The following is an 18,511-nucleotide window of genomic DNA, read 5'->3' as shown; positions in this document are numbered from 1 at the left end:
CGAAACCGCTACATCCTCGACTTCGTCCGAAACTACAACCAGACCCGCCTGCGATGTCTCGATTACGAAAGCCCCGCTCAGCGCCTCAACAATCTCACGGGACACAACACGAAAGCCGGGGTCCAGAGTTGCGCTTGCTCTGGATTCCGGCGTCCTCCGGAATGACGAAAATCTTCTCGTTGACGCTCCCCGGTTTCGCAAAGCGAAGACCGGGGTCCAATAAAGAAAGCAATCTCTGGATCCCGGATCGGCTTCGCCGTCCGGGAAACGTCAGACTTCCCTTGCTCCGCGATCTGCGCTCAACTCCCGCCCATGATCCGCCTTGCCCTCATCCTTGCCCTGATGCTCCCGGCCCCGGCGCTCGCGCAGGTGAAGCCCGGCGCGGGCGGCCTGCCGCCGGTGCAGCAGCCGGGTCCGGACGCCGGCCTTCAGGGCGCACCGCCGCCGGGCAGCGAGGGCGCGTATCTGATCGCGCCCTATATCGGCTTTACCGAACGCGAGCAGGCGGCCTTCCACGCCCGCGTCGTGCCGATGCTCACCCTCGATCACCCGATGACCAATACCGGCAACGAAAACGCGCCTTGGTATTGCTTTGCCTTCGCGGACATGTCGGGCGCGGAGCTCGCGCGTCGCCGCATCGCGAATGAGCGCGGCCTCGAAACCCTCGCCGCCCAACTGATGATCGCCGAGGACTGCGCAGCGGGATGATGCCACTGCATCGCCGCTTTCCCGCGCGGCGGTTTTCGGCTTCATTCTTGGCCCATGGCCGAGCTCTACATCCTCACCCCGCCGCGGATCGAACCGGGCTTTGAAACCACGCTGGACGCGGCGCTGTCCGCCGGTCCGGTCGGCGCGCTGCAGATCCGGCTGAAGGACCATTCGCGCGAGGACTTGCTCAAACTCGCCCCGCCGCTGATCAAGACCGCCCACCGCCACGGCGTCGCGGTGATCCTCAATGACGATCCGCAGCTGGCGCTCGATCTCGGCTGTGACGGCGTCCATATCGGCCAGCAGGACGCGCCCTACGCGCTGGCGCGCAAGACGCTCGGACCCGCGCGGATCATCGGCGTCACCTGTCATGACAGCCGCCATCTGGCGATGGAGGCGGGAGAAAAGGGCGCGGACTACGTCGCTTTCGGCGCCTTCTTCCCGACCACGACCAAGGCGGCGAAAACCGCCGCCGATCCCGAATTGATCGAATGGTGGTCGGAGCTGTTTGAAATCCCGTGCGTCGCCATCGGCGGCATCACGGTGGACAATGCCGCCCCGCTGATCGCGGCGGGCGCGGACTATCTCGCGGTGTCGGGGGGCATCTGGAATCACGCGGCCGGACCGGTGGAAGCGGTCCGCGCCTTTGCCCAGCTTGTGAAAGCCTGACATGACCTCCCTGATGTTCGCCGCCCTCCTGGCCGCCGCGCTGGCGCAGGAAACCCCGCCTCCCGTCACCGAAACTCCGCGCCCCGCTTTGCCGCAGGGTTTCGACGTGCTCGACGCCGAAGCGCAGGACGAAGCGCTCCGCAGGCTGGAGGAAACCGCCGACCCGGACGATCCGGCCACGGCGGGCGAGGAGGCGCTGGTCCGCGCGCAGTTCGCCTTCGCTACCGGCGACTACCGCACCGCGCTGCTCTACGCCGAGACCGCGTCGGCCGCCGGCCTGCCGCGCGGTGCCACGCTCGCCGGTCTCATCCACCTCAACGGGGTGATCGAGACTGCCGATGACGCGACGGCGGTCCGCTTCTTCCGCCGTGCCTCCGTTCTGGAGGAGCCGGTCGCGACCTATTATCTCGGCGTCATGGCGCGCGAGGGCCGCGGCGGTCTTCAGCCGTCCGACGCGCCGGGCTTCTTCGCCCGTGCCGCCCGCGAGGGCCACATCCTCGGCATGATCGAGCACGCCCGCATCCTCAAGGCCTCGCCCATCCCCCAGGACGCCGCCGAGGCGATGGAATGGGCCGAACGCGCCGCCAGCCAGGACCACCCCGAGGCGATGTATGAATTCGCCCGCATGCTCGACGACTGGGAGCGCGGCCCGCAGGATTATGAGCGCGCCCGCTACTGGTATGGCCGCGCCGCGGAGGCCGGCCACGCCGAAGCCGCGCTGCAGGTCGGGCTGATGGCCGCCGAAGGCGTCGGCGGCGAGGAAGACCCGGTCGCGGCGCTGGCGCTGGTGCGCCAGTCGGCCGAGCTCGGCTTTGCTCCGGCACAGGGCCAGTACGGCTTGATGTTGCACCAGGGCTGGAATGGCGCCGACCCCGATCCGGAAGCCGCCGCCGGCTGGTTCCGCCAGGGCGCCGAGGGCGGCGACGGGGAGTCGGCCTATCTCTATGCGCTCGCGCTCGCCACCGGCGACGGCGTCGAGACCGACCTGCCGGAAGCCTATTACTGGACGCTGCGCGCGCGCCGCCACCTGGATGGCAGCGTCAACGAGGACGTCGACCGCCAGCGCCTCGAAGCCGGGCTGGAAAACGTCCTGCCCGTCGGCCTGCGCACCGAGATCGAAGCCCGCCTCGCCATCGGGGGGTGATCCTGCATTTCCCTCCCCTTGAAGGAGCGGGGTGGGGTGAGCGTTTCTGAAAGACACCCCCACCCCGGTCGGCTGGCTGCCGCTCAGCCTCCCGGCCCTCCCCTCAAGGGGGAGGGCAAACAAGGCAAAGTACGTCGCCTCCAAAGCACCCCCCGCTTGCCGGTTCGCTTCGCTACTGTTATGCCGCGCGGCGATTTCGGCCCGCATCGAACGGGCCGCTTCTTTCTCAGGTCAGGCGGAACGCGTCCCATGAAGATCAATGGCAATGAATTGAAGCCCGGCATGGCGATCGAGCACCAGGGCACGCTCTGGACGGTCGTGAAGGCCGAGGCGGTGAAGCCCGGCAAGGGCGGCGCCTTCGCCCAGGTCGAGCTGAAGAACCTCCTCGACGGCCGCAAGCTGAACGAGCGTTTCCGCTCCGCCGACAAGGTCGAGCGCATCCGCCTGGAACAGAAGGATCACCAATTCCTGTTCGCCGACGGCGAGATGCTGACCTTCATGGACACCGACACCTATGAGCAGATCGCGCTGCAGCGCGACTGGGTCGGCGACGAGCAGGCCGCCTACCTCCAGGACGGCATGATGGTGACGCTGGAATTCCACCAGGAACAGCCGATCGGCATCACTCTGCCGACCCATGTCGAACTGGAAATCGCCGACACCGAGCCGGTCGTGAAGGGCCAGACGGCGGCGAACTCCTACAAGCCGGCGGTGCTGACCAATGGCGTGCGCACCGCGGTGCCGCCCTTCGTCGGCGTCGGCGAGAAGGTCGTCATCGCCACCGAAGACGGCAGCTACGTCCGCCGGGCGGACTAGGCCGGGATCGTGGCAAATCTCTCAGCCCTGATGCAGATCATGTCGACGGCCGCCCGCAAGGCGGGCCGCAAGCTGTCGCGTGATTTCGGTGAAGTCGAACATCTCCAGGTCGCCCGCAAGGGTCCGGCGGACTTCGTGTCCGCCGCAGACCGCAAGGCCGAAGAGATCATCTTCGAGAATCTGGCCGAAGGCCGCCCGGGCTACGGCTTCCTGATGGAAGAGCGCGGCGAGGTCGAAGGCACCGACAAGACCCACCGCTGGATTGTCGACCCGCTCGACGGCACGCTGAACTTCCTGCACGGCATGCCGCATTTCGCGATCTCCATCGCGCTCGAGCGCGAGGGCGAGATCGTCGCCGGCCTCGTCTACAATCCGGCCAATGACGAGATGTTCCACGCCGAGAAGGGCCGTGGCGCCTGGGTCAATGACCGCCGCCTGCGCGTGGCGGGCCGTACCGAGCTGCACGAATCCGTCATCGCCACCGGCACGCCCTTCTTCGGCAAGAAGGGCCATGCCCGCTTCCTGAAAGAGCTGCACCAGGTGATGCCGAACGTCGCCGGCGTGCGCCGCTACGGCGCCGCCTCGCTCGACCTCGCCTGGGTCGCGGCCGGGCGTTTCGATGCCTTCTGGGAACGCGATCTCAAGGCCTGGGACATTGCCGCGGGCCTGATCCTCGTGCGCGAGGCGGGTGGCTATATCGGCGAGCTTGACGGCGGCAAGGACGTGCTGACGACCGGCAACATCGTCGCCGGCAACGAAGCGATCCTGAAAAAGCTGACCGAGAAGCTGCAGGCGGCGGCCTGATTATTCTCGGTTTCTGATTGGCAAGACCTTGACGCTTCCCGGACGGCGAAGCCGGTCCGGGATCCATGACTTCACGCGCGACTTGGCCCCGGTCTTCGCTTCGCGAAACCGGGGAACGTCTTTTTGAACCACGGATAGCGAAGACACGCTGAAACGCGCTATCCTCCCGCCATGCCTTTCGACACACCGCCCGAACCCGCCGAATACGTGATTACGCCGGACCACCGCGCCGCGATCCATGACTGTGTCGCGGCGGCCGATGAAACCATCGGGAATTTCGCCGCCGAATTCCGCGACGGCGACTGGTGGGTCCGTGTCCTCATAGAAGGCGAGACAAGCTGGATCACCCTCATTCCCTATGACCCGGACACGGGAATGCGCGGCGGCGACATCACCTGCGGATACGACCGCGAAACGGGCAACCGCATTCACGGGCCGACATTCGGGCGCTAAGCGCCTAAGAATGGCCCGAAAGTCCCGGCACCGATACCCGCCGGGGCATTGCGGAAGGGATGAGCATGCCGTCGCGTTACGATGAATTGCAGGACGAAGCGGTTCCGGCCGTGCGCTTTACCGGGCCGGCCCAATACCTGGTCTGGATGGCGGTTTTCGTCGGGATCGTCGCGCTGGTCGCGGGGCTTCTTGCGGGGCCGATCGAGACCGCCTTCATGGCCAATGTCTATATCAACGGCCTGATCCTCACCGTCCTCTTCGTCGGCATCGCCTACACCTTCCTGCAGGCCATCGCCATCGGCCCGGCCGCGCGCTGGCTGCGCCGTTACCAGACCGCCGACCCGCAGGAGAAACTGCCGACCCCGCCCGCCATGATCGCGCCGATGGCTTCGATGATGAGCGACACCGGAAAGCGCAGCCGCCTGTCGGCCGCCTCGGTGCGCACCGTGCTTGATTCCGTCGGCGCGCGGATGACCGAGGCCGGAGCGCTCACCCGCTATTTCGGCCGTCTCCTGATCTTCCTCGGCCTCCTCGGTACTTTCTGGGGCCTGCTGCTCGTCGTGTCGGACGTGGGTGATGCGGTGCGCGCCGTGACCGCGTCCTCCACCGGCGGTGAAGCCGACGTGATGCGCCTGATGGCCGCGATCGAGGAACCGATACAGGGTATGGGCACGGCCTTCGCGTCCTCGCTCTTCGGCCTTGCCGGGTCGTTGGTCATCGGCTTCCTCGACCTGCAGGCGAGCCGCGCCCACAACCGTTTCTACAACGAGATCGAGGAATGGCTGTCCTCCATGTCGCGCCTCGCCGCGGCGGGGCCGACGACCACGGCGGACGGTGAAGTCTCCCCGGCTTATGTCGGCGCGCTTCTGGAACAGACCGCCGAGACCATGGAGCGCCTCGCGCTCACCATGGAACGTCACACCCGCGACCTCGACGAGGTGATGCGGCGCATGGCGCAGGAAAACGCGGCCGGCCAGCAGGAAGCCGCCCGCGCCCTGCGCGACGAGATCCGCGTCCTCGTGCGCGCCATCGAGGCGCAGGTCCGCATCAATCGCGGCGGCCATGAGCGGGGCGGCGATCTGTGAGTTTCGCACCCCGCCTTTCCCGCTTCGGCGACAGCGGCGATTCCGGTGATTACTGGCCGGGCTTTGTCGACGCGCTGGCGACGCTCCTGCTCGTCATCGTCTTCCTGCTGTCGATCTTCCTCGTGGGGCAGTTCGCGCTCGGCCGCGCCCTGACCGGCCGCGACGAACAGCTGGCGCAGCTGAACACCCAGCTCGCCCAGCTGACCGATGAGCTCAGCCTCGCCCGCGGCGAGAACCAGCGCCTGACGACCGAAATGACGGCGCTGCGCGCGACCCTGTCCGATGTCGAGGCGGAGCGGGACGAATTGTCCGACCAGCTCGTCATCGTGCTGGGTCAGCTCGACGACACCCAGGCGACGCTGGTGGAATCCGAATCCCTCAACGCCGAACAGACCGACCAGCTGACCGCGCTCAACCTGCAGGCTCAGGCGCTGCGCGACCAGATCGCGGAACTCTCCGCCCTGCTCGACGCCGCCGAGGCGCGTGAAGCCGAACTGAACAGCGAGATCGTCAATCTTGGCGAACGCCTCAACGCCGCATTGGCCAGCCGTGTGGCGGAACTGGCGCGCTACCGCTCGGAATTCTTCGGCCGCCTGCGCGACATACTCGGCAACCGCACCGGCATTTCCATTGTCGGCGACCGCTTCGTCTTCGAATCCGACGTGATCTTCCCGTCCGGCTCCGCCGCGATCTCGAATGAGGGCCGCGAAAGCCTGCGCCCCGTCGCCGAGGCGATCATCCAGCTGACGCAGGAAATTCCGGACGATATCGACTGGGTGATCCAGATCGAGGGCCATACCGATCCGCGCCCGATCCGGTCGACCTATCCCTCGAACTGGCACCTGTCCGCTGCGCGGGCGATCTCGGTGATCAATTATTTCGAGGATCTGGGCGTCCCGCCGGAACGCATGGTCGCTGCGGGCTATGGCCAATACCAGCCGATTGCGCAGGGTGACACCGAGGACGCCTATGCCCGCAACCGCCGCATCGAACTGAAGCTGACCAGCCGGTAGGGTGACGACTATTTGCCCTCCCCCTTGAGGCTTTGACCCGTCCCGTGGGGCGAAACGCTCCAGTGGAGCGTTTCGAGGGGAGAAGGGCCGGGAGGCTGTGCGTCAGCCAGCCGACCGGGGTGGGGGTCTTTAAGTCACTTTTCTCCGACCTTCCCTGGTTTCGCGCAGCGAAGACCGGGGTCTAGTCCGGATCCCGGACCGCCCTGACGGGCGTCCGGGAAACGTCGAACAATCTTGCTTTGTCACCCCACCCCGCTCCCGCCGTCCTCATGGACGTCGCTCGCGCCCCTCCCCTTCGAGGGGAGGGAAGTGGCTCAAGCACAACCCGCACACCGGGGCGCGGCGGGATCGGCCTCGAGCCGCGCCGGGGTGATCGCCTCGCCGCACTCGGCGCACCAGCCGTATTCGCCCTCATCAAGGCGTCTCAGTGCGGCATCGATGCGGCGGACTTCCTTTGTCCGGCGGGCGTCGGCGGCCATCATCATGGCCTGAACCTGCAGGGAATCCTGGCGCGACAGCCGCCCGACGGACTGCTGGTCGAGCTCGACCGGCTTGCGGTCGTCACGGGCACTTTCGGAAAGCGCGATAAGTTCGGATTTGAGGGCGAGAAGGCGACTGCGTACCGTGTCGGTATCAAGGGTCATGCCGCGAGGTGTAGCATGGCCGTCAGCCGAAGGAGAGCCGGAATGATCGCCCATTTCCAGCGATTTGCAGCCTACAACGCCTGGGCCAATGCAAGGCTCTACGAGGCGGCCGCCAGGCTGACCGATGAGGAATGGCACCGCGACACGGGGGCTTTCTTCACCTGTCTCGCAGGAACCCTGAACCACCTGCTCGTCGCCGACCGGATCTGGATGCACCGCCTGACAGGCGAGGGCGAGACGCATACGAAGCTGACGGATATGCCCTTCCCGGACTTCAACGCGCTGCGCGCCGCCCGGGAGGCGATGGATGCGCGGATCGTTGCTTTCGTCGACACGCTGGATGACACGGCTTTCGGCGAAGACGTGCACTATTCCAACACGCGTGGCGAGCCGCATCACCTGCAGCGCGGTCTGATCCTGGCGCATCTCTTCAACCACCAGACCCACCACCGCGGACAGGCGCATCACATCCTCTCCCAGCTGGGCCAGGAGCCACCGCCGCTCGACCTCCTCTACTTCGCCCTGCCGGCCGCCTGAGGGGGCGGGATTCCCCGTTGCAGCGTACCGCTGGCCAGTCCCGGCGGCGCACTCTAGCTTCGCCCGCGAAATGAGGGACTTTAGTCATGGCTGAGACAATTCTCGCGCTGGAAGGCGCGACCAAGCGCTTCGGTGGCGTACCGGCCGTCCGCGCGATGGATCTGACCGTCGAGCGCGGCACGATCACCGGCTTCCTGGGGCCGAACGGCGCGGGCAAGACCACCTCGCTGCGCATGGCGCTGGGCATCATCACACCGGATGAGGGGCGCGCCCGCCTCTTCGGCAAGGCACCGAACGCCCGCACGCTGGACCGGGTCGGCTTCCTCCCGGAAGAGCGCGGCATCTACAAGAAGATGGTCGCGGAAGACGCCGTCACCTTCTTTGGACGCCTGAAGGGCATGTCCGCCGGCAAGGCGCGTCAGCGCGCCGGCGAAATGCTGGAACGCGTCGGCCTCGGCGATGCCCGCAAGAAGAAGATCAAGGAAATGTCGAAGGGCATGGCGCAGAAGGTCCAGATCGCGGCCGCGCTGGTGCACGACCCCGAATTCATCATTCTCGACGAGCCCTTTTCCGGCCTCGACCCGGTGAACCAGAAAGTGCTCGAGCGCATGATTCGCGCCGAGAACGAGGCCGGGAAAACGATCCTCTTCTCCACCCACGTCATGGAACACGCCGAACGCCTCTGCGACCGCATCGTGCTGATCGCCAAGGGACGCAAGGTTTTTGACGGCACGGTCAACGAGGCGCTCGGTACCGTGCCGCGCCGCGTCCTGATCGAGACCGGTGAGGGTCCCGGCGCCGGGCCGGTTCTCGCCGCCCATGGCGCCGTCACCGATGATGGCATGACGGGTGAGGGCACGCACCGCTACACGCTCGACCTCGCGCCGGGCAGCGATGCGCAGGATGCCCTGAAGGCGCTGGTCGATGCCGGCGTGCGCCTCGCCCGGTTCGAGCCGGTGCGCGCCCATCTGCACGAGGCCTTCGTCCACCTTGTCGAATCTGCGGAACGGGAGCCGGCCTGATGCGCGCCATCTATCTCATCGCCCGCCGGGAGTATCTCTCCTATGTCGCGACCTGGGGCTTCTGGCTGTCCCTGCTGTCCGTGCCGCTCTTCATGCTCGTTGGCGGCGGCCTGCCCGCCCTGATCGAGGGGTCCCAGCCGACCCGTCACTACGCGATGATCGACGAGACGGGCGACGGTTATGCCGAAGCCCTGCGCGACGCCTTTGCCCAGCGCAGCCGGGACGAGGCGCTGGAAGCCCTGAGGGCCGCGGCCGAACCGCTCGGCCGGGAAGACCAGCTGCCCGCGGCGGAGGCCGCGCTGAACGCGGAGCCGGGCCTTGAAGGCCTGCCCGAAGCGGTCGAGGCGCTGGGTCTGCCGGCGTCCTCGGTTTCCATCGACGGGTCGAGCCGCTTCATCGAGGTCGATCCGCCCGCCCGCGACGCGGAGGCCCTGCGGCCCTACCTCCTGGGCGAACAGACGATCATGACCGAAGAGGGCGAACAGCCGCTCTTCGCCGCCATTATCATCCGCAATGATGCGGACAGCCCGGTCGGCGTCACGGTCGACTACTGGAGCGCCTCGCTGACCGATACTGCGCTCCGGAATCGGGTACAGGACCGCCTGTCCGACATCCTGCGCGAGCGTCGCCTCGCCGATGCCGGCGTGCCGCGTGACCTCCTGAACGAGATCAACGCGATCGATGTCGACGCCCGCGAACTGAACCCGGAGCGCACCGGCGAGGCCGCTGCCGTGTCGACGGCGGAACGCATTCCCTTTGTTGTCGGCGTCGCCATGGCCTTCATCCTGTGGACGATCATCTTCTCGGTCGTGAACATGCTTCTGACCGCGATGATCGAGGAACGCGGCAACAAGGTGCTGGAAGTCCTCCTCGCCTCGGCGCGCTTCCACGAAATCCTGATCGGCAAGCTGATGGGCGTCGCGGCGGTCTCCGCCACCCTCCTCATCTTCTGGGGCGGGCTGGGTATGCTGGGCCTCGTCGGCGTGCAGACCCTGCTCGAAGTAAGCGAGCTGCCTGTGGCCGATATCATCGGCGCGGTGCTCGATCCGGGCCTGCTCCTGCCCGCCTTCGGCTATTTCATCATCGGCTATCTGATGTATGGCGCGGTCTTCCTCGCCATCGGCTCGCTGTGCGACACGCTGCAGGAAGCCCAGACGCTGATGAGTCCGATCATGCTGGTCATGTTCATCCCGCTCTTCGTGGTGATGGCCGCCATCGAGTCGCCCGACTCCGCGGTCGTGCAGATCGTCTCCTGGATCCCGATCTGGACCCCCTTCGTGATGATCGCGCGCATCCCGTCCGATCCGCCGATGTGGGAGATGCTGGCAACCACCGGCCTGATGGTCGGCTTCGCCATCGTCGTGATCGCGCTCGCCGGGGCGGTCTTCCGTCAGGGCGCGCTCGGCCGGGCCAATGCCGACTCGGTCCGCAAGCTGCTGAAGCTGGGAAAGAAGAAGCCGGCCTAGCGGGGTTTCCTCCCCCGTTTACGGGGGAGGGGGACCACGAAGTGGTGGAGGGGGATGCCCCCCCTCGCCCTTCGGGCACTCCCCCCGCGAGCGGGGGTAGAAACCTCGCAAAAAGCCAATCAACCTCAAAAAGAAAAACCCCGCACCGTGAGGTGCGGGGTTTTCCATGAAATCTCTAATCCGTCTGCGGACTGGACTAGCGGCGTGCGGTCCCCGCCTTGCGCGGCAGCAGGCCTTCGCGCTGGGCGCGCTTGCGGGCGAGCTTGCGGGCCCGACGGATCGCCTCGGCCTTCTGACGCGCGCGCTTCTCCGAGGGCTTCTCGTAGTGCGTGCGGCGCTTCATCTCGCGGAAAGTGCCTTCCCGCTGCATCTTCTTTTTCAGCGCGCGGAGCGCTTGCTCCACGTTGTTATCGCGTACGACGATCTCGACTATGGTCCGCTCTCCCGAGTTCTGCTTCAGGCGTGCGGAACTGTTCCATCACGCCGCGTTTTCCAAAGTCCGCTTGGAGGCGGGGGCTTTACCAGAGCACAAACCCGCTGTCCACACCTGCTGCGCGGCGATTCAGCACGCCCCACATGACTTGACGGTCATACCACGCTAAATCCCCTGTCCATGACGACAAACCGCACCCGTGCCGATACCGCCCGCCTCGCCCTGCTGGAGGCGATTCTGCCCCATGCAGCCTTCGACGGCTGGAACGAGGCGAGCCTCGCTGCCGCCGCGAAGGATTCGGGGATGAGCACCGGCGAGGTGCAGCTCTATCTGACCGGCGGCGTGCTCGACCTGATCGGCTTCTGGTCGCTCGAACTCGACCGCCAGGCCCGCGAGGCGATCGAGGACGCCGACCTCGCCGCGATGAAGATTCGCGAGCGCGTGACCTTCGCCGTGCGCCAGCGCCTCGAGGCGATCGGCCCTGACGAGGAGGCCGCGCGCAAGGCCCGCGCCCGTCTCCTCCTGCCCGATGCGGCGGGGCTGGGCGCGAAACTGGTCTGGACGACGAGCGACATGATCTGGCGCGCGCTGGGCGATCCCTCGACCGATTTCAACTTCTACACCAAGCGGATGACGCTCTCGGCGGTTTACACGTCGAGCCTCACCGCCTGGCTGGCCGACATGAGTGAGGACAAGGCAGAAGCCACCGCCTTCCTCGATCGCCGGATAGAAAATGTCATGCAGTTCGAGAAGGTGAAGGCGCAGGTCCGCAAGGCGGCGTCCGGCCTGCCTGACCCGGCCGGCATTCTGGCCAAGCTGCGCTACGGGCTGGGTCGGCCCTAGAGCTTTTTCAGCCGGTTCACATGCCCCATCTTGCGGCCGTCGCGCACCGCGCGCTTGCCGTAGAGGTGCAGCCGGACATCCGGGTCCGCGATCAGGTCTTCCCACGCATCGAAATCATGCCCGATGAGATTGGTCATCGTGCAGCGTGAGTGCGGCGCGGGGTCGCCGAGCGGCCAGCCGGCCACCGCGCGCATATGCTGCTCGAACTGGCTCGCCGGACAGGCGTCCATCGTCCAGTGCCCGGAATTGTGCACGCGCGGGGCGATCTCGTTCACCCAGAGGCCCTGTTCGCCCATGTCGAACAGCTCGACCGCGAAGACGCCGACATGCTCGAGGCCCGCGCCGATCTTCTCCGCGATGGCGATGGCCTGATCGCGGATCGCCGCGTTGGCTTCGGCAGGTCCGGTGGATTCGCGCAGGATTCCGCCCCCGTGGACATTCTCCGCCAGCGGGAAGGGCAGGACCGTCCCGTCGAGCGCGCGGGCCGCGACGACGGAGAGCTCGCGCGTGAACGGCGCGAAGCCTTCGAGGATGGCGGGCTGCCCGCCGATCTCGTCCCATGCGGCTTCGGCGTCGGAAGGTGACTTCAGGCGCGACTGGCCCTTGCCGTCATAGCCGAGGCGGCGGGTTTTCAGGATGGATGGCGCACCAACCGTTTCGATCGCGGCCTTGAGGGTGTCGAGGCAGTCGACCGCCGCCCAGGGCGCGGTCGGGATGCCAAGCCCGTTGATGAAGGCCTTCTCGGTCACCCGGTCCTGGGTCAGTTCGAGCGACCGGGCTCCGGGGCGTACCGGCGCGGCCGAAGCGGCGGCATTGAGCGCCGCGAGCGGCACATTCTCGAACTCGAAGGTGACGGCGGCGCAGCGCGCGGCAAAGGCCTGCACGGCCCCGAGATCGTCCCATGGCGCCGCCCAGGCCCGGTCGCACACCCGCGCGGCGGGGCAGTTGGGTTCCGGGTCGAAGACGTGGATGTCGAAACCCAGCTGCGCCCCGGCCATGGCCAGCATCCGCCCCAGCTGTCCGCCGCCGAGAATGCCGATGGCGGCGCCGGGTTGCAGCGGCGTGTCGTGGCGCATGGGGTGTCGGTCCTAGTCTTCGACGCTCAAGGGGACGCTGTCGGTCTGGGCCTGGCGCCAGTCGGCGAGACGTTGCGCGACCGCCTCGTCGCCGAGCGCAATGATGGACGCGGCGAGCAGGCCCGCATTCTTCGCCCCCGCCTTGCCGATCGCCAACGTGCCGACGGGCACGCCGCCCGGCATCTGCACGATGGAAAGGAGGCTGTCCTGACCCTTCAGCGCGGCCGATTCCACCGGCACACCGAGCACGGGCAGGGCGGTCATCGACGCGATCATGCCGGGCAGGTGGGCGGCGCCGCCAGCCCCCGCAATGATCACTTTCAGACCGGCATCCTTCGCACCCTTGGCGAAGTCCGTCATGCGGTCCGGTGTGCGGTGAGCGGAGACGACCCGGCAGTCATGCGCGACGCCCAGTTCCGACAGAATGTCGGCGGCGTGCTTCATCGTCGGCCAGTCCGAACGCGATCCCATGACGATCGCAACGACCGGTGTCTCGTGGCCTGCGGGCATTTCAGCCTCCCGGCGAAAGGAAGCGCGCGAACATAGACACCACCGCGCCGTCGTCAAGCAGGCTTGGGGTTTCCGGGTTAACCTTGACCCTTTCTTAACCGCGCGCCGCGACCATGCCCTTGATTGCACCCGCATTCCCGGGAAGGACAGGTCATGCGCATCGGACGGCTCGAACAATCCGGCAGCACCCGCGCCGCGGGCGACACGAAACGCGCCTCGGCGTCGTCCGGCTCTTCGGCGGCGTCCGCCAAGGCGGCGCCGCGCGATGCCGCCTCGATCATGGGCGTGCCGGAACCGGAGCTGACCCCGAATGTCCAGCGTGCGCTTCTGACCCTGATGGGCGAGGTCGACCAGCTGCGCCAGGAAACCGAAAAGCTGCGCACGCGGGTCCGCGAACTGGAGTCGCTCGCCGATCACGACGCCATGCTGCCGGTGCTGAACCGGCGCGCCTTCGTGCGCGAAGTCTCGAAGGCGCTCGCGCTGGCTGAACGGCACAACGCGCCGTCCGCGCTGGTCTTCTTCGACCTCAACGGCTTCAAGGCGATCAACGACACGCACGGCCATGCCGCAGGCGACATTGCGCTGCATCACGTCGTCAACCTGATCGCCTCGCACCTGCGCGAAACCGACGCGATCGGCCGCCTGGGCGGGGACGAGTTCGGCGTGGTCCTGACGCTCTCCACGCAAGCTGCCGCCGAGACCAAGGCCGAGCAGCTGGCGACGCTGATCGCGGAATCGCCCTTCGAGCACGAAGGCAAGGCGTTGAAGGTCGGGGCCGCCTGGGGCGTGTGGCCGCTGGAAGCGGGCATGACGACCGATGACGCGTTGGCTGAGGCCGATGCGGCGATGTACGCCAACAAGGCGGCGGGCAAGGAACGCGCCGCGTCCTGATCGCCCCTACGCGATGATATCCGGAGTCATCTGATCCTCGAGGGCCGATATCCGGTCCTTCAGGAACAGTTTTTCCTTTTTCAGCCGGGCGATTTTCAGCTGGTCGGCCACGCCGGTTTCGATCAGCGCCGTGATCTGCCCGTCGAGCGCGCGGTGTTCGCTCCGCAACTGCATGATGCGGGCTCTCAGCGCGTCCTGATCGAGAAAATCTTCGCCCATGTGCGACGTGTCACATCCGGAATGTGGAATTGGAAACCGCGTCCGGCACCACCGGGGCCAGCCAACGGGGGCGGACACTACTACTTTTCGACCGCCGGTAAAATCCGGGAAATGAGCGTTTTGAATGAGGCATTTAGTCCCGCCGCGGCGGCATAGGCGGTGAGGTTGGCGGCCGCAAGTCCGCGGAAATCGCCCGTCGCGGCCTCGCCCGGTGCGCGGGTCTCCAGCCGCTCCAGCGTGATGATCTCGGTCTCCAGCTCGATCGTCTTCACCCGCTGGCGCAGGACGGCGATGTCGTCATCGGCCTCGGCATGCGGCTTGATCGCGCGCCGCGCCGCACGCAGCGGCCGCGTCACGGTATCTCCCCAGTCCCGGCCCCAGTCGAGCGCAATCTGGAGGTCGTCTCCCGGCATCCGGCCCATCGCCGCCAGCCAGCAGCACCACAGAACCAGCGTGACGTCGCATCCAGCCGTGTCCTGCAGGTCGAGCAGCGCCTCGCGGACGCCTTCGGCGTCGTAAATGCGCAGGGAAAAGGTTTTCAGACTCTCGGTCATCCCTTTGAAGAAGGCCGTTTCCCGCCCTCAAGTTCCTCGCCCCACCGCCGAACGGGTGTCCAGTCGAGACCGAACAGGTCGAGCGCGCGGCCGACCGACTGGTCGACCATGTCCTCGAGCGATTTCGGCCGGGCATAGAAGGCCGGCAGGGGCGGCATGATGATCGCGCCCATCTCGGTCAGCTGCGCCATCGTGCGGATATGCCCGAGGTGGAAGGGCGTCTCGCGCACCATCAGGACCAGCTTGCGCCGCTCCTTCAGTACCACGTCCGCGGCCCGCGTCATCAGGCTGGAGGTCACGCCGGTCGCGATTTCAGACATCGTGCGCACCGAGCAGGGCGCGATCAGCATGCCGAGCGTCCGGAAGGACCCCGAGGCGATCGACGCGCCGATATCGGCGGGCTTGTAGGCCATGTCGGCCATGGCCTTGAGTTCTCGCGGTTCCAGCGAGGTCTCGTAGCCGAGCGTCATTTCCGCCGCCTTGGAGGCCACGAGATGGGATTCGACGTCCAGATCCTTGAGGGCCGCCAGTGCGCGCACCCCGTAGATGACGCCGGACGCGCCGCTGATCCCGACGATAAGGCGCGATCGTTCACGCATTTTCAGCCTCGTCTTTAAACGTGATGTGACAGATAGCGCACGGACGTGTTTCAATCACCCCGTCGTTAGCTTCATCAAGGAGTTGCTCTCATGGCCATCGAAGCCCGTATCCGTGAACTCGACGCCCGTCATCACCGTCTGGACGACATGATCGACGAGGAGGTCAAGCACCCGAGTTCGGATTCGCTTCGACTTAACAGCCTCAAGAAGGAGAAGCTGAAGCTCAAGGACGAGATCCAGGCGCTCAAACGGAAGCATTGACGCATTTTTGATCCTGTGAATCTCGCGGGGCGGCCCTATATAGGGTCCGCCCCGTTTGCCATTATGGCCCGACCGGAGTTGGTATTGATGATTCGCGTATCCGTCCTCATCGCCGCGCTGACGCTTTGTGCTCCCGCCTGTGCGCAAAGGGAGTCCAATGTCGCCGAGATCGAGGATCCGTGCGCCGCGGGCGAAGCCGCCCTGCGCGCCGACGAGACCGAAACCGCCATCACCTCGTTCGAAGCCTGTCTGGAAAGCCGCTCGCTCGACCCCGAGCAGGAAGCCATCGTGCATTCCCAGCTGGGCGGGGCCTATCTCTATGCCGAGCGCTGGGAAGAAGCGCTGCGTGAATTCGACCTCGCCTACGCCATTGCCGAAACGCAGGGCACGTCGCTGAACAGCCCCTATGTCCGCCGCAATCGCGGCCTCGCCCGCTTGCGTCTCGGCCGTCTCGAAGGCGCACTCAGCGATCTGCAGGCCGCCAACGCCGAGCTACCGGACGACATGCTCGCCGCGCTCTTCCTCGGCGACGCCTATATGGAACTCGACCGCCCGGCCGAAGCCGTCGCGGCCTTCGACACGGTGACCCGTCTCGAACCGGCCTGGCCGTCGGGCTGGATCAGCCGGTCCGCCGCCTTCCTCGAACTCGGCATGAATGACCGCGCCGTCGCCGACGCGCGCCGCGCGGTTGAAGCCGCACCGGAAAGCGGGTTCACGCTGAATGCGCTCTGCTGGGCGCTGGTCGAGAACGGTCAGCCCGAGACCGCGCTGCCGACCTGCCGTCAGGCGGTGGAAGCCGAACCGGAAAGCGGCGCCATCATCCATTCGCTCGCCAGCGCGCTGGAAGATTCCGGCCAGGTCGAGGAGGCACTGCCGCTCTTCGCCCGGGCCTATGAGCTGACGCCAGACAGCGACGAAATCCGCGAAGATTACGAACGCACCCACGCGTCCAATCCGTAAACGGAACGGCCGCGCGGCAAGGAGGCGCTTTTGCCCGCACAGGATCGTGTTGCCATCGTCACAGGGGCAGCCAACGGTATCGGCAAGGCGTGCGCGCGCCGCCTGTCGGAAGACGGCTTCCGTGTCGTCGTGGCCGATATAGAGGATGCCGCCGGCAAGGCGCTCGCCGAGGAACTCGGCGCCGCCAAGGACCGGGCGCTCTATGTCGATTGCGACGTGTCCGACCGCCTGTCGGTCAACAATCTGCTGGCCGAGACGCGCTCCGCCTTCGGCCGGCTCGATGTGCTCGTCAACAATGCCGGCATCATTGCCAAGGGCGATATCCTGACCCTTTCGGACGACGATTTCGACAAGGTGATGGGCGTCAATCTGCGTGGCAGCTTCATGGTCGCCCGCGCCGCCGCCCGGCAGATGGTCGAACAGATCGACGAAGACAGCGAACGGCCCGACGATGTCCGCCGCCGCTATGCCATCGTGAACATGTCGTCGATCAACTCCGTCGTCGCGATTGCCGACCAGCTGGCCTATTGCGCCACCAAGGGCGCGATCAACCAGATGACAAAGTCGATGGCGCTGGCGCTCGCGCCTTATGGTGTCCGGGTCAACGCGGTCGGCCCGGGCAGCGTGAACACCGACGTGCTGAAAGCCGTGCTCGACGACCGTTCGGCCATGGACCGTGTCCTGTCGCGCACCCCGATCCGCCGGGTCGCCGACCCGGACGAGATCGCTTCCGTCGTCGCTTTTCTGGCTTCCAGCGATGCCAGCTACATCACCGGCGAATGCATCTATGCCGATGGCGGCCGCCTGGCGCTCAACTACACGGTCGATGCGGAGTGATCATATCTCACTGAATTGAGCGGCACTTCCGGGTGTAATCTCCCTCATGCCGAGGTGCTCGCGAAGCGACCTCGCCCAGGCAGTTCAGTTTGACGCTTCCCGGACGTCCGTCAGGACGATCCGGGATCCAATCCCAAATTTCCGGACCCCGGTCTTCGCTTCGCGAAACCGGGGAGCGTCACTTTCTCGGCGACTGCCGTGCATCATCGTTTGCACGAAAGGTGCGCACGGCGATCGAACCGGAATGAAAAAGGGCGGCCCTGGGGGCCGCCCTTTGACGTATCGGAACGGGCTCTCGCCTAGTCCTTCTTGGTCTCGCCGAACAGGGTTTCCAGCGTGATTTCCGAGCCGGCTTCCTTCTCTTCGGCCTGCGGCTCGAAGGACGGCGTCAGCGTATCGTCTTCCGGTCCGCGTTCCTTTTCCATCTTGGCGCGGCGCGAGGAGGATTTGCGGACCTGCTCGTCGAGATCCACCTGGCTGCACAGGCCGAGTGAAACCGGATCGGTCGGCTTGATGTTCGCCGAATTCCAGTGCGTGCGCTCACGCACGGATTCGATGGTCGACTTGGTCGTGCCGATAAGCTTGGAAATCTGGCCGTCGGTCAGTTCCGGGTGATTGCGGACCAGCCAGGCGATGGCATCCGGGCGCGACTGGCGGCGCGACAGCGGCGTGTAGCGCGGGCCGCGCTTCTTGTTCGGCTGGTGCAGGTCGGCATATTTCGGCGCCACCGCCTTCATGCGGTATTTCGCGTCGTTTTCCGCCTTCTCGATCTCGTCGCGGGACAGCTGGCCGTTCGAGACCGGGTCCGCGCCGCGTACGCCGGCAGCGACATCGCCATCGGCAATGCCCTTCACTTCCAGCGGGTGCAGGCCGCAGAAATCGGCGATCTGGTCGAAGCTCAGCGAGGTGTTGTCGACGAGCCAGACGGCGGTCGCCTTCGGCATCAGGATTTCGGTCATCGTGTCGG

24 protein-coding genes are annotated in these 18,511 nt (G+C 66.4%); 16 read left to right on the top strand and 8 right to left on the bottom strand.

All coding sequences use genetic code 11. The features are described 5' to 3' along the window. The first annotated feature begins 312 nt into the window (after positions 1–312). From L5876_RS09295 to L5876_RS09260, 8 genes are all read left to right on the top strand, one after another. Positions 313–708 (top strand): hypothetical protein, encoded by a 396-nt coding sequence (locus tag L5876_RS09295; RefSeq protein ID WP_236956015.1) that lies wholly within the window; start codon positions 313–315, stop codon positions 706–708. A 54-nt stretch (positions 709–762) separates the two neighbouring features. Continuing rightward, positions 763–1,377 carry a thiamine phosphate synthase gene (gene thiE, locus L5876_RS09290; RefSeq protein ID WP_236956014.1) on the top strand — a complete coding sequence of 205 codons (615 nt, stop codon included), beginning with the start codon at positions 763–765 and terminating at the stop codon, positions 1,375–1,377. A 1-nt stretch (position 1,378) separates the two neighbouring features. Further along, a complete protein-coding gene (locus tag L5876_RS09285; protein ID WP_236956013.1) occupies positions 1,379–2,521 on the top strand; it encodes a tetratricopeptide repeat protein in 1,143 nt (380 codons plus the stop codon). 249 nt (positions 2,522–2,770) lie between these two features. Beyond that, positions 2,771–3,337 carry an elongation factor P gene (gene efp, locus L5876_RS09280; protein ID WP_236956011.1) on the top strand — a complete coding sequence of 189 codons (567 nt, stop codon included), beginning with the start codon at positions 2,771–2,773 and terminating at the stop codon, positions 3,335–3,337. A 30-nt stretch (positions 3,338–3,367) separates the two neighbouring features. After that, positions 3,368–4,141, top strand: coding sequence for an inositol monophosphatase family protein (locus tag L5876_RS09275; RefSeq protein ID WP_272906941.1), 774 nt, complete (start codon positions 3,368–3,370; stop codon positions 4,139–4,141). A gap of 171 nt (positions 4,142–4,312) precedes the next feature. After that, on the top strand, positions 4,313–4,594 hold the full coding sequence (locus L5876_RS09270) for a hypothetical protein (protein ID WP_236956008.1): 282 nt from the start codon (positions 4,313–4,315) through the stop codon (positions 4,592–4,594). A 65-nt stretch (positions 4,595–4,659) separates the two neighbouring features. Then, entirely contained in the window at positions 4,660–5,679 is a 1,020-nt protein-coding gene (locus tag L5876_RS09265; protein WP_236956006.1) for a hypothetical protein, read from the top strand. After that, positions 5,676–6,692 (top strand): peptidoglycan -binding protein, encoded by a 1,017-nt coding sequence (locus L5876_RS09260; protein ID WP_236956004.1) that lies wholly within the window; start codon positions 5,676–5,678, stop codon positions 6,690–6,692. The genes L5876_RS09265 and L5876_RS09260 overlap by 4 nt, the downstream gene beginning before the upstream one ends. Positions 6,693–7,006: 314 nt before the next feature. Here L5876_RS09260 and L5876_RS09255 read toward each other — a convergent pair whose 3' ends face one another. Then, positions 7,007–7,336: a TraR/DksA family transcriptional regulator gene (locus L5876_RS09255; protein ID WP_236956003.1), complete on the bottom strand. Its 330-nt coding sequence runs from the start codon at positions 7,334–7,336 to the stop codon at positions 7,007–7,009. A 42-nt stretch (positions 7,337–7,378) separates the two neighbouring features. Here L5876_RS09255 and L5876_RS09250 point away from each other — a divergent pair, with 42 nt between their 5' ends. The 3 genes from L5876_RS09250 (at position 7,379) to L5876_RS09240 (ending at position 10,361) form a co-directional block, all read left to right on the top strand. Continuing rightward, positions 7,379–7,873, top strand: a complete 495-nt coding sequence (locus L5876_RS09250) for a DinB family protein (RefSeq protein WP_236956002.1) — start codon at positions 7,379–7,381, stop codon at positions 7,871–7,873. Between the two features lie 86 nt (positions 7,874–7,959). Then, positions 7,960–8,895: an ABC transporter ATP-binding protein gene (locus L5876_RS09245; protein WP_236956001.1), complete on the top strand. Its 936-nt coding sequence runs from the start codon at positions 7,960–7,962 to the stop codon at positions 8,893–8,895. After that, complete coding sequence (locus L5876_RS09240; RefSeq protein ID WP_236956000.1) at positions 8,895–10,361, top strand: ABC transporter permease; 1,467 nt, start codon at positions 8,895–8,897, stop codon at positions 10,359–10,361. Before L5876_RS09245 ends, L5876_RS09240 begins: the two co-directional genes overlap by 1 nt. A gap of 196 nt (positions 10,362–10,557) precedes the next feature. Here the strand turns inward: L5876_RS09240 and rpsU are convergent, their stop codons facing one another. Further along, the gene (gene rpsU, locus L5876_RS09235; protein ID WP_272906940.1) at positions 10,558–10,821 is read right to left on the bottom strand and encodes a 30S ribosomal protein S21; all 264 of its coding nucleotides are present in this window, start codon (positions 10,819–10,821) and stop codon (positions 10,558–10,560) included. A 153-nt stretch (positions 10,822–10,974) separates the two neighbouring features. On the opposite strand from rpsU, the gene L5876_RS09230 reads away from it, so the two are divergent. Then, positions 10,975–11,637 (top strand): COQ9 family protein, encoded by a 663-nt coding sequence (locus L5876_RS09230; RefSeq protein WP_236955997.1) that lies wholly within the window; start codon positions 10,975–10,977, stop codon positions 11,635–11,637. Here the strand turns inward: L5876_RS09230 and L5876_RS09225 are convergent. Both L5876_RS09225 and purE read right to left on the bottom strand, forming a co-directional pair. Continuing rightward, a complete protein-coding gene (locus tag L5876_RS09225; RefSeq protein WP_236955995.1) occupies positions 11,634–12,713 on the bottom strand; it encodes a 5-(carboxyamino)imidazole ribonucleotide synthase in 1,080 nt (359 codons plus the stop codon). The genes L5876_RS09230 and L5876_RS09225 overlap by 4 nt on opposite strands. A 12-nt stretch (positions 12,714–12,725) precedes the next feature. Beyond that, complete coding sequence (gene purE, locus L5876_RS09220) at positions 12,726–13,223, bottom strand: 5-(carboxyamino)imidazole ribonucleotide mutase (protein ID WP_236955993.1); 498 nt, start codon at positions 13,221–13,223, stop codon at positions 12,726–12,728. 153 nt (positions 13,224–13,376) lie between these two features. Here purE and L5876_RS09215 point away from each other — a divergent pair, with 153 nt between their 5' ends. Further along, positions 13,377–14,114: a GGDEF domain-containing protein gene (locus tag L5876_RS09215; RefSeq protein WP_236955992.1), complete on the top strand. Its 738-nt coding sequence runs from the start codon at positions 13,377–13,379 to the stop codon at positions 14,112–14,114. Positions 14,115–14,120: 6 nt separating this feature from the next. Here the strand turns inward: L5876_RS09215 and L5876_RS09210 are convergent, their stop codons facing one another. The 3 genes from L5876_RS09210 to L5876_RS09200 all read right to left on the bottom strand — a co-directional run bounded on the left by L5876_RS09210 (position 14,121) and on the right by L5876_RS09200 (position 15,486). Beyond that, a complete protein-coding gene (locus tag L5876_RS09210) occupies positions 14,121–14,333 on the bottom strand; it encodes a YdcH family protein (RefSeq protein ID WP_236955991.1) in 213 nt (70 codons plus the stop codon). An 80-nt stretch (positions 14,334–14,413) separates the two neighbouring features. Next, positions 14,414–14,887: a TIGR02444 family protein gene (locus L5876_RS09205; RefSeq protein WP_236955990.1), complete on the bottom strand. Its 474-nt coding sequence runs from the start codon at positions 14,885–14,887 to the stop codon at positions 14,414–14,416. Continuing rightward, positions 14,884–15,486, bottom strand: a complete 603-nt coding sequence (locus L5876_RS09200) for a UbiX family flavin prenyltransferase (protein WP_236955989.1) — start codon at positions 15,484–15,486, stop codon at positions 14,884–14,886. The genes L5876_RS09205 and L5876_RS09200 overlap by 4 nt, the downstream gene beginning before the upstream one ends. Before the next feature lie 90 nt (positions 15,487–15,576). Here L5876_RS09200 and L5876_RS09195 point away from each other — a divergent pair, with 90 nt between their 5' ends. The 3 genes from L5876_RS09195 to L5876_RS09185 all read left to right on the top strand — a co-directional run bounded on the left by L5876_RS09195 (position 15,577) and on the right by L5876_RS09185 (position 17,544). After that, entirely contained in the window at positions 15,577–15,747 is a 171-nt protein-coding gene (locus L5876_RS09195; RefSeq protein WP_236955988.1) for a DUF465 domain-containing protein, read from the top strand. 87 nt (positions 15,748–15,834) lie between these two features. Further along, positions 15,835–16,707 carry a tetratricopeptide repeat protein gene (locus L5876_RS09190; RefSeq protein ID WP_236955987.1) on the top strand — a complete coding sequence of 291 codons (873 nt, stop codon included), beginning with the start codon at positions 15,835–15,837 and terminating at the stop codon, positions 16,705–16,707. A gap of 30 nt (positions 16,708–16,737) precedes the next feature. Continuing rightward, positions 16,738–17,544, top strand: coding sequence for an SDR family NAD(P)-dependent oxidoreductase (locus L5876_RS09185; protein WP_236955985.1), 807 nt, complete (start codon positions 16,738–16,740; stop codon positions 17,542–17,544). A 299-nt stretch (positions 17,545–17,843) separates the two neighbouring features. Here the strand turns inward: L5876_RS09185 and L5876_RS09180 are convergent, their stop codons facing one another. Next, complete coding sequence (locus L5876_RS09180) at positions 17,844–18,503, bottom strand: DUF1013 domain-containing protein (RefSeq protein WP_236955984.1); 660 nt, start codon at positions 18,501–18,503, stop codon at positions 17,844–17,846. Positions 18,504–18,511 lie beyond the last annotated feature (8 nt).

Origin of the sequence: Hyphobacterium sp. SN044 (genome assembly GCF_021864465.1) — a bacterium.
Lineage (GTDB): Bacteria > Pseudomonadota > Alphaproteobacteria > Caulobacterales > Maricaulaceae > Hyphobacterium.
This window is presented reverse-complemented; position numbering and strand designations above follow the sequence as displayed.

Bases quoted from the DNA above. Each gene is read 5' to 3' on its own strand.
- L5876_RS09180 (WP_236955984.1), bottom strand. From the start codon at position 18,503: ATGACCGAAATCCTGATGCCGAAGGCGACCGCCGTCTGGCTCGTCGAC.
- L5876_RS09265 (WP_236956006.1), top strand. From the start codon at position 4,660: ATGCCGTCGCGTTACGATGAATTGCAGGACGAAGCGGTTCCGGCCGTG.
- purE (WP_236955993.1), bottom strand. From the start codon at position 13,223: ATGCCCGCAGGCCACGAGACACCGGTCGTTGCGATCGTCATGGGATCG.
- L5876_RS09275 (WP_272906941.1), top strand. From the start codon at position 3,368: ATGCAGATCATGTCGACGGCCGCCCGCAAGGCGGGCCGCAAGCTGTCG.
- L5876_RS09250 (WP_236956002.1), top strand. From the start codon at position 7,379: ATGATCGCCCATTTCCAGCGATTTGCAGCCTACAACGCCTGGGCCAAT.
- L5876_RS09210 (WP_236955991.1), bottom strand. From the start codon at position 14,333: ATGGGCGAAGATTTTCTCGATCAGGACGCGCTGAGAGCCCGCATCATG.
- L5876_RS09295 (WP_236956015.1), top strand. From the start codon at position 313: ATGATCCGCCTTGCCCTCATCCTTGCCCTGATGCTCCCGGCCCCGGCG.
- efp (WP_236956011.1), top strand. From the start codon at position 2,771: ATGAAGATCAATGGCAATGAATTGAAGCCCGGCATGGCGATCGAGCAC.
- L5876_RS09215 (WP_236955992.1), top strand. From the start codon at position 13,377: ATGCGCATCGGACGGCTCGAACAATCCGGCAGCACCCGCGCCGCGGGC.
- L5876_RS09285 (WP_236956013.1), top strand. From the start codon at position 1,379: ATGACCTCCCTGATGTTCGCCGCCCTCCTGGCCGCCGCGCTGGCGCAG.
- L5876_RS09190 (WP_236955987.1), top strand. From the start codon at position 15,835: ATGATTCGCGTATCCGTCCTCATCGCCGCGCTGACGCTTTGTGCTCCC.
- L5876_RS09205 (WP_236955990.1), bottom strand. From the start codon at position 14,887: ATGACCGAGAGTCTGAAAACCTTTTCCCTGCGCATTTACGACGCCGAA.
- L5876_RS09225 (WP_236955995.1), bottom strand. From the start codon at position 12,713: ATGCGCCACGACACGCCGCTGCAACCCGGCGCCGCCATCGGCATTCTC.
- L5876_RS09200 (WP_236955989.1), bottom strand. From the start codon at position 15,486: ATGCGTGAACGATCGCGCCTTATCGTCGGGATCAGCGGCGCGTCCGGC.
- L5876_RS09230 (WP_236955997.1), top strand. From the start codon at position 10,975: ATGACGACAAACCGCACCCGTGCCGATACCGCCCGCCTCGCCCTGCTG.
- L5876_RS09270 (WP_236956008.1), top strand. From the start codon at position 4,313: ATGCCTTTCGACACACCGCCCGAACCCGCCGAATACGTGATTACGCCG.
- L5876_RS09240 (WP_236956000.1), top strand. From the start codon at position 8,895: ATGCGCGCCATCTATCTCATCGCCCGCCGGGAGTATCTCTCCTATGTC.
- thiE (WP_236956014.1), top strand. From the start codon at position 763: ATGGCCGAGCTCTACATCCTCACCCCGCCGCGGATCGAACCGGGCTTT.
- L5876_RS09245 (WP_236956001.1), top strand. From the start codon at position 7,960: ATGGCTGAGACAATTCTCGCGCTGGAAGGCGCGACCAAGCGCTTCGGT.
- L5876_RS09195 (WP_236955988.1), top strand. From the start codon at position 15,577: ATGGCCATCGAAGCCCGTATCCGTGAACTCGACGCCCGTCATCACCGT.
- L5876_RS09255 (WP_236956003.1), bottom strand. From the start codon at position 7,336: ATGACCCTTGATACCGACACGGTACGCAGTCGCCTTCTCGCCCTCAAA.